The sequence below is a fragment of the Alteromonas sp. W364 genome (assembly GCF_031846205.1).
GTDB classification, from domain to species: domain Bacteria; phylum Pseudomonadota; class Gammaproteobacteria; order Enterobacterales; family Alteromonadaceae; genus Glaciecola; species Glaciecola blandensis.
Genome location: NZ_JAVRID010000009.1, coordinates 63,281 through 77,299, shown reverse-complemented (window position 1 = coordinate 77,299; position 14,019 = coordinate 63,281). Strand labels below are relative to the sequence as shown.

The window sequence follows — 14,019 nt, the reverse complement described above, 5'->3', positions numbered from 1 at the left end:
ACTTGCCTTGTAAGTTAATCAAGCTGAAAGCAAACACTATCTTGTTTACAGTGATTTTAGGGTGAAATTTAGTTTATGAAAAGTGAATACACCATAAATTTCACCTCTTATTTACCCTTACTAGCTCAAGCTCGACTTTATCTAATTACTGAGTTATTTCCCTTGTTATTGATGGAGCTAGGCATTATGTTTGAAATTATTCACGGTAGGCACAACTATTTCTTTGCATTGTGCAGAGCGATGGTCTTTTCTCTTACACTCAGTCTCTTATTCTCAAGTGTGTCAATTGCTAAGGATACAGCAACAATCGAGAGAAAACGTGCCATTGTATATGCTTTGCAAGAGAGCATAGAAAGTCACTATGTCGAAACTACTCTCATTCCTGGTATTAAAGCAGCGTTATCAGATTTTATTTTGTCAGAGGATAAGGCTGCAAATGAAGATGAAGCGCAATTTCTTCTTGAGCTCAGGAGCCTTTTAAAGGAGTTCGACGAGCACTTTTCTGTTTCCCACCTACCCGAAACCACGCCAAATAAAGTTGAAAAACTATCTTGGTTTGAGCGTCTGGCACAAGACAATTATGGTTTTACTCGAATTGAAAAGCGGGACAACAATATAGGTCTAATCGACTTCTGGGGCTTCGCCGACGCTACCCAAGCTGCAAGGCAGAGCGTCAAAGAAAAACTTGAGTCTCTGCAGGGGGTGAAAGGACTTATTATTGATTTGCGCAACAATGGTGGGGGAAGTGCTCAAATGGTCCAGTACATCTCTAGTTTTTTTCTAGCAGGGAAAGTGCATTTAAACAGTTTTTATTCTCGTTCAAGCGAGCAAACGCAGGACTTTTATACATTTGAACTTATTGATTATCCTGCTTTTGAGCGTATACCTATTGTCATTTTAATTTCCAACAAGACGTTTTCAGCAGCTGAAGAGTTTGCATACACTTTCAAGCACTTAAATCGCGCTGTCATTATTGGAGAACCAAGCAAAGGCGGGGCAAACCCTTGGCAGTATTTTAACTTGCCACTTTTGGAGGAAACAAAGCCCGGTATTCGTGTTGCGATTCCAACTGCAAAAGCGATTAACCCGATCACACAGCAAAACTGGGAAGGGAAAGGTGTGCAGCCTCATCAGCTGGTTGAAAGTGAGAGTGCAGAAGAAATAGCGCAGTCTATGTTGCTCAGAAAAATGAGATGGTAAGTCCTACTACGATGTTTTTTTAGACCATCGTAAATCGAACTTGAATCTTCACGCTAAATTCACCAGCGAAAGAGTAGTCTGTTCTTTTTAAGGAGGTATTTTATGTTGAAAAAAGTCGGGTTTTTACTATTAGCCATTGTGCTAATCATTGGTGGTTCGGTCACGTGGTTTATTAGTCTGCTTGGAGATGAGTTGACCTACGATTATTCTCAGCATAGGCCAGAACAGATCCCTTACATTACGAATGCCATACATGAAAGTCGAGGTAGAATCTTGGCTGTTGTAACTAGCACCGAATTTATTGGTGAAACAACTAGAAAAACCGGTTATGAGTTAACGGAGTTGTCGCGTGCTTATTACGTTTTTAGGGTAAATGGCTTTGCTGTAGATGTAGCCAGTATTAGAGGGGGAAAGCCCCCAATGGTTTTAGATGCAGATGATATGGGAACGTTTGACTACGCCTTTCTCAATGATAAAGAGGCCATATCGAAAGTTGAAAACTCAATGCCAATCGATGAAGTTGACCCGCAAAAATATGATGCGATTTACTTCGTTGGCGGCAAGGGGACTATGTTTGATTTTCCGAATAATAGACATGTTCAGGCACTCGTAAACTATTTTTGGAAACAACAAAAAGTGATCGCAGCCGTGTGTCATGGGCCAGCTGCTTTTGTCAATGTTCAATCAGAGAACGGCGATTTCTTCGTGGCGAATAAAGCGCTCTCTTCATTTACAAATGACGAAGAACTATTTTTGATACCAAAAGCAAAAGAAATATTCCCATTTTTGCTCCAAAGTAAACTCGAAGAGCGAGGCGCCGATTTTATCGCAGGTGAAAATTATTTAAATAAAGTAGTAGTCGACGGCAATTTGATCACCGGGCAGAACCCTTGGTCAGTGTGGGAACTCGCCGAATCGACAATTAGAGCGCTTGGCTATTCACCCGTGCAACGGATGTTTACAGCTGAAGAAAACAGTATCCAAGCCCTTGGAATCTATTCGGCTTCCGGTTATGACGAAGCACACTCATTTGTTGTATCAATTAATCAAAATGCAGAACAAGAAGTCAGTCGTTTATCGCTTGCGACGCATGCAGTGGTAGCTCTCATTAATTCAGAATTTAAACGTGCAGCTCGTATCTTAATGCTTTTAAACGCGATCGAATAAACCCACCTGACTTTAATCACCAAAACTTTGTAGGTACTTAATATGACAAGATTAATCAGAACGATGTGTTTTTTACTGTTCACAACTATGAGCTTAAGTGCATGCTCAATTGCGAATAGCCTGCGCATGATGAATGCTAATAATGGTATTGAGCCCATCTGGAATCAGGATACTACTGGTATGCCATATACTGCGTTGCAGGCATTTTACATCGGAGAAAAACCCTATATAAAAGTCAAGGCCAACGGCCAGCAGGAGCTATTGTTCTTAATCGATACAGGCGCTTCCTTTACGATGCTTTTTGATACGAAAGACAGTGCGAAGCTGACATTTGAACGCGGTTTTTCTCTTGAAGTGGCGGGATGGGGAGAGGGGAAAAATACACCCGCTTATCAAACCGAGTTAAGGTCGCTTAGCTTTGGTGATATTGAGTTTAAAGACGTGAAGGTAGCCTATATTCCAATTTCGACAAGCCAGTATTATATGACACCGGATGAGGCGATTTTTGATGGCGTATTAGGGCACGATTTGCTGCAACATTTTGTATGGACCTTCGATAAACGGGAGGGCTTGATTAGTGCTTCCGAATTAGCATTTTCAGCCAATGAAAATGACGTCGTTTTACCTTTTGATGTCAGCCTATCAAAACTCAGTATACCGGTAAGCGTGACGTTTAACGACAAAGATACAATCAACAGAGAAGTACTCATTGACACTGGTAGTCGGCACTATATGAAATTAAACTCGGCATTCCCCAAAAACAACGATATAGAGCTACCAAAAGCGTCGATTCAAGCCGCAGACTTTGGTCTCAGTGGAAAAGCTGAGCACATAAGAGTGACATTGCCTAAGCTCGAGTTAGGTTCGCTTGTATTACACAACGTAAAAGCAAACATTATTGACAGTAACGATGAAGACGATTGGTGGATTATTGGTAGCGCGTTAATGAACCAATTTGTCACCATTTTTGACTACCCCAATAAACAGTTTGTCATACGTCAGTATCCCCATATGGAATTTATCACAAAGTTTAATTTAGCAGGGATTGATTTACGCAAACTCATCGAGGGTAACTTTTTGGTACGCTATGTTTATCCTGGTTTACCTGGTGAACTAGCCGGCCTTAAAGCGGGGCAGCGAATCATGTCTATCAACGGCATTCAAAGCAATGAGCTTAGTGAACAGGATTGGCTAGAAATGAACGCGATACCTAGCAACTTTGTATTTTGCTTTGAGGATACAAGTTGCCAAAACCTCAGTAGTAAGCACATTTCAGGTTACTCTGATAATGAAGTTAACTAGCTTGTTTATTCACCTTTCATTTACCTAATGGCATCTATTATTGTGTTAGTTAATTAACACTAGGAAATGTAATGAAACGTATCGCGATCTTTGGAGCGAGCGGCTATCTAGGGACTTACCTCGTAGATGTTGCTCGCAAATTCGGCTTCGAGCCAATCTCGTTTGTGAGAGTAAACAGTACTATCAGTATCCAGCTCGAGAATAATAGCGAAATAAGGCTCGTCGATGTAACGAGCCCAAGCACGCTTATTGGTCAGTTGGATGATTGTGACTATGTCATTTCTACCGTCGGCATTACTCGTCAAAAAGACGGTTTAAGTTATGATGATATTGATTATCAAGCTAACATGAATATTTTGTGTGAAGCTCAATCAGCTGGCATTTCAAAGTTTATGTACACTTCGGTTTTTAAAGGTGCAGAACACCAAGAAGTGGGTCTGTGTGAAGCTAAAGAGCGATTTGTGAAGCAGCTACAAGTTTCAGGAATTGATTATTGTGTTGTGCGCCCAACAGGCTTTTTTTCTGACATGCTAGAGTTTTTGCAAATGGCACAGAAAGGTAGCGTGCATTTATTCGAACAAGGAAAGCAGAGAATTAACCCCATTCATGGACAAGACTTGGCGGAAGCCATGATTAATCTGTTTCGTATTGGGCTTCCTTCCTTTATACAAAACGAGGTGCCCATCGGTGGGCCGAAAATATTTACCTATCGTCAGATTGCAGAACAGGCTTTCAGTGTTATCGGGCAACCAACCAAAGTAAGGTACTATCCTGAATGGTTACGCAGGTGCGCTATTTTTATGGGAAAGAAGTGTTTGTCTGAGTCAAGCTTTGGACCCTACGAATTTTTTTTGACGTTCGCAGCAGTAGAGATGGTAGCTCCCAAATATGGCTCCCACCAATTAGAAGCTTTCTTCGCTGAGTCAAAAAGGGGGCAGAGTTAATTTCTATACCTTCTTATTCGTATTTCAGTTCGTATTTCTGAAACTTGCGATACAGGGTTCGAGTGCTCACTCCTAAGCAGGCAGCGAGTTCGTCTATTGGTAGCTTTTCTGTTTCGCAAATCCGACGAAGGTACACTTCTTCAGCTTCTTCTAAGGAGACCAATTGTTTTAAATGACTGTCTTGATGATTTGAGAAATGCACTTGCTCTGGAAGGTCGTCAATAGTGATCACATCTTCATTGGCTAATAGCGCAGCTTGTTCAACGATGCTTTTTAGCTCTCTAATATTACCTGGGAAGCTATATTCAGAGAGGCGATCCAACGCTTTTTTATCGAAACGTTTGTGGCGTAACTCCGAATGACTAAGAAAGTGTAAGGCGAGGGAAGGGATATCTTCAGCCCGTTCATATAGCGATGGTAAAGTGATGGGAAAGCCAGCGATGCGATAATAAAGATCCTTTCTAAATTCACCTTTTTCGACTAGCTCGAGCAAATTTTTGTGGCTGGCACATATTAGGCGGAAATCCGCTTTTCGTTGCTTTATTCCGCCGACCGTTCTGTAGCATTGAGTTTCTAATAAACGGAGTAATTTAACTTGCATACTGAGCGGAACATCGGCTATTTCATCGAAAAACACCGTTCCACCATTGGCAATTTCAATCAGGCCTTTTTTGGCATAACTGGCACCAGTGAATGCACCTTTTTCATGACCGAACAATTCTGATTCGAATAAGTTTTCATTTAAACCAGTACATTCGATTACTACGAATGGCTTTTCGGCCCGACGACTCGACTCATGCAAGGCTTTTGCTACTAGCTCTTTACCTGTGCCTGTTTCACCATGCAATAACACGGCAATCTCTGAACTGGCAGCACGATTAATTTTGGTGAGCATCGTTTTAAATGGCGCAGATGCACCAATCATTTTGTTGGCGTGCGACTCCGCAGTCGCAAATTCAATTTTATCTAAAATTTCTAAAAAACCAGTGGTGATCCCGTCAGCGTCTTTGACCGGCCGCATTATGATATCGCAATAGGTTTTCCCTTGCTCCGTATTGTGAATATGGATCACGCTGCTGGCACGTTCCGTTTTCACACACTGCTGAATTGGGCATTCTTCGCCATGCTTGTCGCAGGGTGAACTATGGCCGTGAGAAACTTCAAAACAACGGCTACTGCCAACTCTGACTTCGGTCTCGTAAGTATCTCTGTATGCTTCATTAACCGCTAAAATAGTGTAGTCGGTATTGATAAAGATAGCGGGTTTATCAATAGAGTTGATCATAGCTTGAACGATCGAAACATTCATTTGGGCGATTCCAGAAGTGTGCCAACAATGTCTTATTCTGTGTCAATATTGACACCAATATCAAGGTTAATTCGCTAAAAATAAAAGAAATATAGGAAATATACAACTAAAACAGTGTGTTAACTTTTGAATTAGATTGGCATGCGTTTTGTTACTACATTCATACTACATTGTAATGGTGGGGATTGTGTGGCTGTCACACATCTGCCGTTTTTACGGATGATAAATAAGAGGCGAAAATGAATAAGACCAAACACATTTTTTGCGTGGCGTTACTTTTTTCGGTATCCCAAGCGATATCGGCGAACTCTCCACAACAAACGTTTCCGGAAACTCTCTCCAAGCAAGGTTCACCAGTGGAAGCCTTGGAATTTCATGCAGAGGATATGCAATATAAACAACTCGAAGCGCAAGCGAAGCAGCGCATCAAACTTTTTTCAACCAAGTTGAAGTCAGCATTAGTTGGCGCAATTCAAGAGGATGGCTTCAAGCACGCCGTGTCTGTTTGCAAAGACCAGGCGCCTGCGATTGCGCAAGAGCTGTCAAATGATGGTTGGACGATATCTCGAACAAGCATGAAGGTAAGAAATGCGGAAAACGCGGCGAATGATTGGGAGCAAACGATGCTCGAAAAGTTTGAACAGCGCTATAAAGCAGGGGAGCTAGCGTCTAATTTGCACACAAGTACCCTGGAAAATGAATCCTACAAATACATGCAAGCAATTCCGACTGGCGAGCTCTGTTTGGCGTGTCACGGCAAAAGTGTCGACCCTTCACTTTTGCAGCATATTCAAACTAACTATCCCTCAGACAAAGCAACAGGATTCACGCTCAAAGATATTCGAGGAGCGTTCGTTGTAACAAGCCCTGTTTTGAAGAATCTAGATTAAATCCTTTCATCGAATTATCTTATAAAATCCAGTGTCATTTATGGCGCTGGATTTTGTCATATATGGCATTGGACTTTTGGTGGGGTTCAATTAATTGCGACGCCTTAATTTATTTTTCATTAAAAGCAATGGTTTATGGTGATCTGTGAGTTTGGCATGTCTTCTGCAAACACACTAACAGCAATATAAATTAATTTACTTTTCTGTGTATTTTAGGAGAAACAGCATGAACGAGACTCTCGTTGAATTATCTCGTTGGCAATTCGCCATGACTGCCATGTTTCATTTTATATTTGTTCCTTTGACGCTCGGCATGACTTTTATGTTAGCTATCATGGAATCGGTATACGTGATGACGGGCAAAGAAGTCTACAAACAAATGACCAAATTTTGGGGAAAACTCTTTGGTATTAACTTCGCTATTGGTGTTGCTACCGGTTTGACCATGGAGTTCCAGTTTGGCATGAATTGGTCATACTACTCTCACTATGTTGGTGACATTTTTGGCGCTCCACTGGCTATTGAAGGCTTAATGGCGTTCTTCTTAGAGTCTACTTTCGTTGGCTTATTTTTCTTTGGATGGGACAGAATGTCTAAAGAGAAACACTTAATGGCTACCTGGTTAGTCGCTTTAGGCTCAAACTTCTCTGCATTGTGGATTTTGATTGCGAATGGTTGGATGCAATATCCAGTTGGTTCAGAGTTTAACTTTGAATCAATGAGAATGGAAATGACAAGTTTTACTGAAGTGATGTTCAACCCGGTTGCACAGGTGAAGTTTGTTCATACCGTTTCTGCAGGTTATGTAACTGCCGCTATTTTTGTTCTCGCAATATCTTCCTATTACTTATTAAAAGGCCGTGATATTGCCTTTGCTCGTCGCTCTTTCGCCATAGCTGCTAGCTTTGGTCTGCTGTCAGTTTTATCAGTGATCGTTTTAGGTGACGAAAGTGGCTATGAATTAGGTGATGTTCAACAAGTAAAATTAGCCGCGGTAGAGGCAGAGTATGAAACTCATCCCGCGCCAGCACCTTTCACCTTGATCGGCTTACCCAATGATGAAACTCAAGAAGTGGATTATGCCGTTCAAGTACCTTATGCAATGGGGATTATCGCCACGCGTTCACTGGATGAAGAAGTCACCGGTCTGAAAGACCATAAGATAGCTCATAGAGAACGCATTTTATCTGGTATCAAGGCTTACGAATTACTTGATAAAGTGAGAACAGGCGAAGCAACGGAAGCCGAGCGAGCTGTGTTTGAGCAGCACAAAGATGACATGGGTTATGCCATGCTGCTAGAGCCTTTCACAGATAATATTTCTGAGCCAAGCGAAGAGGCATTAGCTAAGGCTGTTGAGTACAGTATTCCTGCGGTCGCACCATTATTTTGGAGCTTTAGAATAATGGTAGCTTCTGGTTTTGCCATGTTGGTGTTGTTTGCATTGGCTTTCTATTACTCCACAAAACATCAAATTACGAAACCTCGTTGGTTGTTAAAAGCAGCATTATTGAGCTTACCATTACCATGGATCGCTTCTGAAGCCGGTTGGTTTGTAGCCGAGTATGGCCGTCAGCCATGGTCGATTGCGGAAATTTTACCGGTACATACCTCTGTTTCTAATCTCAGTGTATCGGATGTTGTGATTACGATGGTTGCTTATTCCAGTTTTTACGCAGTCATGTTCGTCGCCGCTTTTTATCTGATGCAAAAATATGCCAGAAAAGGGCCGTCTGCGACCTTTGCTGAGCAGGAAGAGCAAGCGCTTGAAGAAGCATCCAACCTCCTAACTGAAACTCAAACTCAAGGGGCACACTCATGATCGATTATGAATTTCTTCGTGTTATCTGGTGGGTACTTGTCGGTGTCCTTTTAATTGGTTTCGCAGTAAGCGATGGCTTCGATTTAGGCGTAGGAGCATTGCTTACACTCGTCGGTAAGACTGATGCGGATCGACGTGTCATGATCAATACAATTGGGCCGCATTGGGATGGCAATCAAGTTTGGTTTATTACTGCAGGTGGCGCCATATTTGCGGCATGGCCAATGATTTATGCCACAGCTTTCTCAGGCTTCTATTTAGCATTGGCTTTAACCTTGATTGCCTTGTGGATGCGTCCATTGGGCTTCGATTATAGAGGGAAAATCGCGAATAAAAAATGGCGTGCTGGATGGGATTGGGCACTTTTTGCCGGCGGTATTATTCCATCGCTCATTTTTGGTGTTGCTTTTGGGAACTTGTTCTTGGGTGTGCCATTCAGTCTTGATGACACCTTAAAATCAAGCTATGACGGTGGCTTCTTCGGTCTGTTAATGCCATTCGCTTTATTATCAGGTTTAGTCTCTGTCGCTATGTTGCTCAATCATGGTTCTAGTTGGTTGCAACTTAAAACTGACGGGGAACTTCGTCGTCGCGCTAGAGCGGTATCGGTAGTGTTGTCAGTTGCCACAGCTGTACTATTTGCTTTGGCAGGTTTATATCTGGCGTTCGGTGTTGATGGTTATGTGATTACGTCAGTAGTGGATACCCAAGCGACAAGTAATCCCCTTACTAAAACTGTAGAGGTGGTACCAGGAGCTTGGATGAATAACTACGCAACGTATCCATGGATGATTGTTGCACCATTGCTAGGTATTGGTAGCGCGATTGCTTGTGCATTTGCATCATACCGAGGGAGATGCGGACTTGCGTTTGTATCAAGTGCATTGACTATTACTGGCATCATTCTTACGGCAGGTTTTTCAATGTTCCCGTTTTTAATGCCAAGTAGCATTATGCCCGACGCCAGTCTCACTATGTGGGATGCCACTTCATCGTTACTCACGTTGCAGACTATGTTCATTGTCGCCTGTATTTTTGTTCCAATTGTGTTGGCCTATACCGCCTATGGTTTCTGGGTAATGCGTGGACGAATTAAACAAGCTGACCTTAATAAATCTCACGCCATTTACTAACGAGGAGTTTCAATATGTGGTATTTCACTTGGATTTTAGGCGTACTGCTCGCCTGTTCATTCGGCATTATTAATGCGATGTGGTTAGAAGCTAACGAAGATATGGACAGGAAAATGGAATCTGATATTCAACCTGACTCTACTTCGAACACAGAAGCTCAGAAAAACTCAGAGCTTGAGTCTTCGGACAAGTAAGTTATGAAGCAGACAACAGTAAATCAAGATAGCGCTCAACGATGGTTGCGGGAAACGACTAGTCAAGTTCGAGCGCGTCAAATGGTGCTGTTGTCTGTCCGTTTAGTGCAGCTTGTTGCTCAAATCAGTGCATTTTGGTTCTTGGCTTTCATCATGCATTTGATTGTGGTTGAGCAACAAGCGGCTCTTTTTAATGATCTTTTACCTTTGGTTGCATCATTATGCGTTTGGGGTTTATGCGTTTACTTAGCTGATTTCCTCGGTACAAACGTAAAGCAATCTATTGAGAGAGAACTAGAACACTCGATTCATCACATACTTAATTCACAGCAGATCGCAATCACCCGTCGTTTTTCTGCGACTTTTTGGCAACAGTTATTACTTGTTAATTTATCGGACTTAGGGGATTACTTTGTGCAGTACAGTGTGCAAAAGTACTTATCTGTTTGTACGCCAATTGTCGTTCTCTTAGTTATTTTCCCAATTAATTACCTGGTTGCTTTGTGCTTGCTAATAACGTTGCCCATCGTACCCTTATTCATGATTCTGGTTGGCTTTGGTGCCGCCAATTTACATCGAAAGCACTTTGTAGCGTTGGAACGTTTGGGCGACTTGTTCTCTGATCGCTTAAAGGCACTTCCTATGATTACAGCAAACGGGCAACATCAACAACAGGCGGAACGCTTGAGCACGGCTAGTAATATCGTTAATCGACGAACGATGAATGTTGTATCTATCGCGTTTCTGTCCTCGAGTGTGCTCGATTTCTTCGCCACGGTATCTATTGCACTTATCGCAGTATTCATTGGTTTCACGATGCTCGGCGAATTGAGTATAGGCCCGCAAATCAATTTGCATACTGGCTTATTTATGTTGCTAGTTGCACCGCTATTATTTTCTGAATTGCGCGCATTGGGAAAGTTTTATCATCAAAAGGCAAAAGCGGATGCGGGTGCTGAACGATTTTCACAGGTGCTCGCTGAAAGCGCTAAAGAAAATGTAGGTGTGAAGACTAAATCTGACCTCGTTGAAGGCAGTTTTAAAGGTGTTGCATGGCTCAATTATCAAATCCATACACCCGCATTGCACGCTAGCAAATTAGTATTGCAGCCAAATGATTGGATACTATTAAGCGGAGTATCAGGTAGCGGAAAAACAGCCTTATTGGAAGCGTTCTTAGGTTGTCGGCAAGCCACTCATACCATGAAAGCTGAGATAGCGTTATTATCACAACACGCCTGTATTCTGGATGCTAGCTTAGCGTTCAATCTTCATTTAGGGAGCGCTGCTTACTCAAGCTCTACATTAGAACGAATGCTTGCAGAGGTTGGACTTGCTGACTGGCTGTTATCTTTACCTGACGGTTTGCATACTCAACTGGGTGATCTCCCCGCAATGTCAGGTGGTGAAGCACAAAGGTTGGCACTGGCTCGCATTTTACTATTGCAAAAAGAGATTGTGCTGCTAGATGAACCAACGGCTCATTTGAGTGACGAGCAACGGAGAGATATCGCCAACCTTATCCGAGAAAAGCTTGCTGATAAAACGGTCATTTGGGCTTCCCATCATTCTTTACCCGAAAAGTGGTTTACACAGAGTTGGACAATCATAGATAGTGAAATACAGGTGCTATCATGAAGCTCTTCACCACGCTTGTCCTAGCAGTTTTGCATGCCGCGGCTGCTTTTCTAATACTGATGGTTGCTTCTTGGTTTATAGCGGCTTGCAGCGTCGCAGGGATCGGGTTTAACTACATGCTCCCAGCAGTTGTTATTCGGGCTCTGGCAATTATCAGGATAGCCTCTGGCTATTTCTCAATGCTTGTTGGGCACTCACAATTACTTGACTCTCTCGCTCGCTTAAGAAGTACTTTGTTTGCTTCCCTAGATAACCACGTGAACGTTTCGCGTAAAGACTCACTGCAAGCTCTCGACCATCAGAGTGAAACTGTTGCTGCAATTTGGGTTGCTTGGGTGGGGCAAAATGCGGGTATGTTTACTTCTTTATTTTTACTTAATATCGGATGCTGGTGGTTGAGTCCTGAGTTGACCCCAGTACTGACCGTATTTTGCCTTTTTTACTTGTGTCTTTATTTGGTTTTGTTGCTAACAATGCTGCGCAAAGCTAAAGACCTAGTGAAAGCGAAAAGTGATGCTCAGTTTGCGCTAGTACAACATATAGAATCGGCGCCTATCTGGCATTTGTTAAGTGACTATCAAGCCTATTCGCCTTCATTACGTACGCTTCGTTTACAAGCGGCACGACTGCAAAGCCTAGTCAGAGTCGCAAGCCTTTTGTTGTTTGCCGGAAGCATGCTTAGTTTATGTTGGATATTGTCATTCTATGCGAACAAGTTTGCAGGGAATGCTGTCTTTTTAATTGTGCCGATAGCCTTACTTTCAGTAAGTGATTGGCTAACACCGTCACTAGCAAGTCAACGTCAACTGATTGATTACTTTGATGCAAAAGAGGGTTTAGATAAGTGTGCCCATGATACTTCCTCTCTCAATGTACTATCTAACGACATTCATAGCATTGAATTGAGTCAGTTTGTGCCAAGTTTCACTGCGTTGAAAGCCTTGGAACTAAACTTTGAAGCCAATACATTGAGTATCTTAGTTGGTAGTTCTGGGGTAGGGAAGTCGAGGCTTCTTCAATCGATAGCGGGTTTGGCAGACTATAAGGGTTTACGTCGGCTTATCTCTCCAAATGAGGAAGTAGAAAGTAGTATAGAAAAAGGTCTACTGTCCAGTGCCTTATATGTTGAGCAATTTCCTTACGTCTTAAGTGACACTTTGCGTGCCAACCTGCATATTGCCAATCCAAACGCGAGTGATGCACAAATTCGTCAAGCATTGAAACAAGTAAATTTGGACTACCTTCATAACCTAGACATGTGGCTTGGAGATGCTGGACGACCTTTATCAGGCGGAGAAAAGAAGCGCTTGGGTATCGCTAGAGCAATATTGACTGATGCGAACATCTTGTTAATAGACGAACCTTTTGAAGCGCTTGATCAGCAAAGCATCGCCAAATTGTGCAAGATCTTTACACAGTTAGCTGAGAATAAAACACTTATTTTGGCGACTCATTTAATCCCTTCAGATTTACCTTACGACCAGTGTATCTCACTTGAAAAAGTGGATGGCAGGTCTTCAGAACTTGCTATAGGAAACAAACATTATGAATAAACTTAATATTCAATCATTTTTTGATAATGCTACAAATACAATTACTTACGTGATAAGTGATTTGGCCAGTAAGCAAGCCGCTGTTATCGATCCTGTACTCGATTTTGATCCTAATGCTGGGACATTGAGTGCTCAAAGCGCGGACACAATTATTACTTTCTTAGATGATCATAACTTGAGTTTGGAGTGGATACTTGAGACTCATGCTCACGCAGATCACATTACGGCCTCTCATTATTTGAAAGAGAAAAGAGGGGGGCAGATTGGCATCGGTGAGCATATTAAAAAAGTCCAAAGCACCTTTAAAAAAACATTTAATCTGAACGGTGATTTACCATGCGATGGTAGCCAGTTTGATCACTTGTTTGAAGACGGAGAAATGATCAAGCTAGGCCATTTATCGATTGAAGTAATCCATACACCTGGTCATACACCTGCCTGTGTCAGCTACAAGGTAGAGGACGCTATATTCGTTGGAGATACCCTATTCATGCCTGATTATGGTACTGCTCGCGCAGATTTTCCGAGCGGAAGTGCCAGAACACTTTATCAGTCTATCCAACGAATTTTATCTTTACCTGATTCTACTCGCATATTTGTCGGTCATGATTACCTCAACGAAAAGCGGGATGTGTATCAATGGGAAACCTCAGTGCTTCAAGAGAAATGTCATAACATCCATTTGCGCAACGGAACCAGCGAACAAGACTTTGTGGAGCTCAGAAATACGCGAGACGCCAGCCTTCCCGTTCCTCGTTTGTTGTTACCCGCAATACAGATAAATATTCGTGCAGGCCATTTGCCCACGGAAGAGTCGAATGGCGTGAGCTATTTAAAAATACCAATCAGTACTGAGTTGAACTAGCT

General features: G+C 42.3%; 11 protein-coding genes and 1 pseudogene. 11 read left to right on the top strand and 1 reads right to left on the bottom strand.

The features are described 5' to 3' along the window. Positions 1 to 75 precede the first annotated feature (75 nt). From RM556_RS14375 to RM556_RS14360, 4 genes are all read left to right on the top strand, one after another. Positions 76 to 1,200: a S41 family peptidase gene (locus RM556_RS14375; RefSeq protein ID WP_311359851.1), complete on the top strand. Its 1,125-nt coding sequence runs from the start codon at positions 76 to 78 to the stop codon at positions 1,198 to 1,200. A 102-nt stretch (positions 1,201 to 1,302) separates the two neighbouring features. After that, entirely contained in the window at positions 1,303 to 2,367 is a 1,065-nt protein-coding gene (locus RM556_RS14370) for a type 1 glutamine amidotransferase domain-containing protein (protein WP_311359852.1), read from the top strand. A gap of 42 nt (positions 2,368 to 2,409) precedes the next feature. Continuing rightward, positions 2,410 to 3,669: an aspartyl protease family protein gene (locus tag RM556_RS14365; protein WP_311374938.1), complete on the top strand. Its 1,260-nt coding sequence runs from the start codon at positions 2,410 to 2,412 to the stop codon at positions 3,667 to 3,669. A 71-nt stretch (positions 3,670 to 3,740) separates the two neighbouring features. Next, positions 3,741 to 4,613: an SDR family oxidoreductase gene (locus RM556_RS14360; protein WP_311374937.1), complete on the top strand. Its 873-nt coding sequence runs from the start codon at positions 3,741 to 3,743 to the stop codon at positions 4,611 to 4,613. A gap of 13 nt (positions 4,614 to 4,626) precedes the next feature. On the opposite strand, the gene RM556_RS14355 is transcribed toward RM556_RS14360, so the two are convergent. Next, positions 4,627 to 5,922 (bottom strand): sigma 54-interacting transcriptional regulator, encoded by a 1,296-nt coding sequence (locus RM556_RS14355; protein ID WP_311374936.1) that lies wholly within the window; start codon positions 5,920 to 5,922, stop codon positions 4,627 to 4,629. Between the two features lie 239 nt (positions 5,923 to 6,161). Here RM556_RS14355 and RM556_RS14350 point away from each other — a divergent pair, with 239 nt between their 5' ends. From RM556_RS14350 to RM556_RS14320, 7 genes and pseudogenes are all read left to right on the top strand, one after another. Continuing rightward, entirely contained in the window at positions 6,162 to 6,812 is a 651-nt protein-coding gene (locus RM556_RS14350) for a DUF3365 domain-containing protein (RefSeq protein WP_311359856.1), read from the top strand. A gap of 226 nt (positions 6,813 to 7,038) precedes the next feature. Then, positions 7,039 to 8,634, top strand: a complete 1,596-nt coding sequence (locus RM556_RS14345; protein ID WP_311359857.1) for a cytochrome ubiquinol oxidase subunit I — start codon at positions 7,039 to 7,041, stop codon at positions 8,632 to 8,634. Next, positions 8,631 to 9,767, top strand: a complete 1,137-nt coding sequence (gene cydB, locus RM556_RS14340; RefSeq protein ID WP_311359858.1) for a cytochrome d ubiquinol oxidase subunit II — start codon at positions 8,631 to 8,633, stop codon at positions 9,765 to 9,767. The genes RM556_RS14345 and cydB overlap by 4 nt, the downstream gene beginning before the upstream one ends. A 14-nt stretch (positions 9,768 to 9,781) precedes the next feature. After that, positions 9,782 to 9,886: pseudogene (gene cydX, locus RM556_RS14335) on the top strand (cytochrome bd-I oxidase subunit CydX); the annotation flags it as partial. A gap of 78 nt (positions 9,887 to 9,964) precedes the next feature. Next, positions 9,965 to 11,599, top strand: coding sequence for an ABC transporter transmembrane domain-containing protein (locus RM556_RS14330; RefSeq protein ID WP_311374935.1), 1,635 nt, complete (start codon positions 9,965 to 9,967; stop codon positions 11,597 to 11,599). Then, entirely contained in the window at positions 11,596 to 13,152 is a 1,557-nt protein-coding gene (locus RM556_RS14325) for an ATP-binding cassette domain-containing protein (RefSeq protein ID WP_311374934.1), read from the top strand. Before RM556_RS14330 ends, RM556_RS14325 begins: the two co-directional genes overlap by 4 nt. Continuing rightward, the gene (locus tag RM556_RS14320; RefSeq protein WP_311359861.1) at positions 13,145 to 14,017 is read left to right on the top strand and encodes an MBL fold metallo-hydrolase; all 873 of its coding nucleotides are present in this window, start codon (positions 13,145 to 13,147) and stop codon (positions 14,015 to 14,017) included. Before RM556_RS14325 ends, RM556_RS14320 begins: the two co-directional genes overlap by 8 nt. Positions 14,018 to 14,019 lie beyond the last annotated feature (2 nt).

Excerpts from the sequence above, each read along its gene's own strand:
- RM556_RS14375 (WP_311359851.1), top strand. The coding sequence starts at position 76 with ATGAAAAGTGAATACACCATAAATTTCACCTCTTATTTACCCTTACTA.
- RM556_RS14370 (WP_311359852.1), top strand. The coding sequence starts at position 1,303 with ATGTTGAAAAAAGTCGGGTTTTTACTATTAGCCATTGTGCTAATCATT.
- RM556_RS14365 (WP_311374938.1), top strand. The coding sequence starts at position 2,410 with ATGACAAGATTAATCAGAACGATGTGTTTTTTACTGTTCACAACTATG.
- RM556_RS14360 (WP_311374937.1), top strand. The coding sequence starts at position 3,741 with ATGAAACGTATCGCGATCTTTGGAGCGAGCGGCTATCTAGGGACTTAC.
- RM556_RS14355 (WP_311374936.1), bottom strand. The coding sequence starts at position 5,922 with ATGAATGTTTCGATCGTTCAAGCTATGATCAACTCTATTGATAAACCC.
- RM556_RS14350 (WP_311359856.1), top strand. The coding sequence starts at position 6,162 with ATGAATAAGACCAAACACATTTTTTGCGTGGCGTTACTTTTTTCGGTA.
- RM556_RS14345 (WP_311359857.1), top strand. The coding sequence starts at position 7,039 with ATGAACGAGACTCTCGTTGAATTATCTCGTTGGCAATTCGCCATGACT.
- cydB (WP_311359858.1), top strand. The coding sequence starts at position 8,631 with ATGATCGATTATGAATTTCTTCGTGTTATCTGGTGGGTACTTGTCGGT.
- RM556_RS14330 (WP_311374935.1), top strand. The coding sequence starts at position 9,965 with ATGAAGCAGACAACAGTAAATCAAGATAGCGCTCAACGATGGTTGCGG.
- RM556_RS14325 (WP_311374934.1), top strand. The coding sequence starts at position 11,596 with ATGAAGCTCTTCACCACGCTTGTCCTAGCAGTTTTGCATGCCGCGGCT.
- RM556_RS14320 (WP_311359861.1), top strand. The coding sequence starts at position 13,145 with ATGAATAAACTTAATATTCAATCATTTTTTGATAATGCTACAAATACA.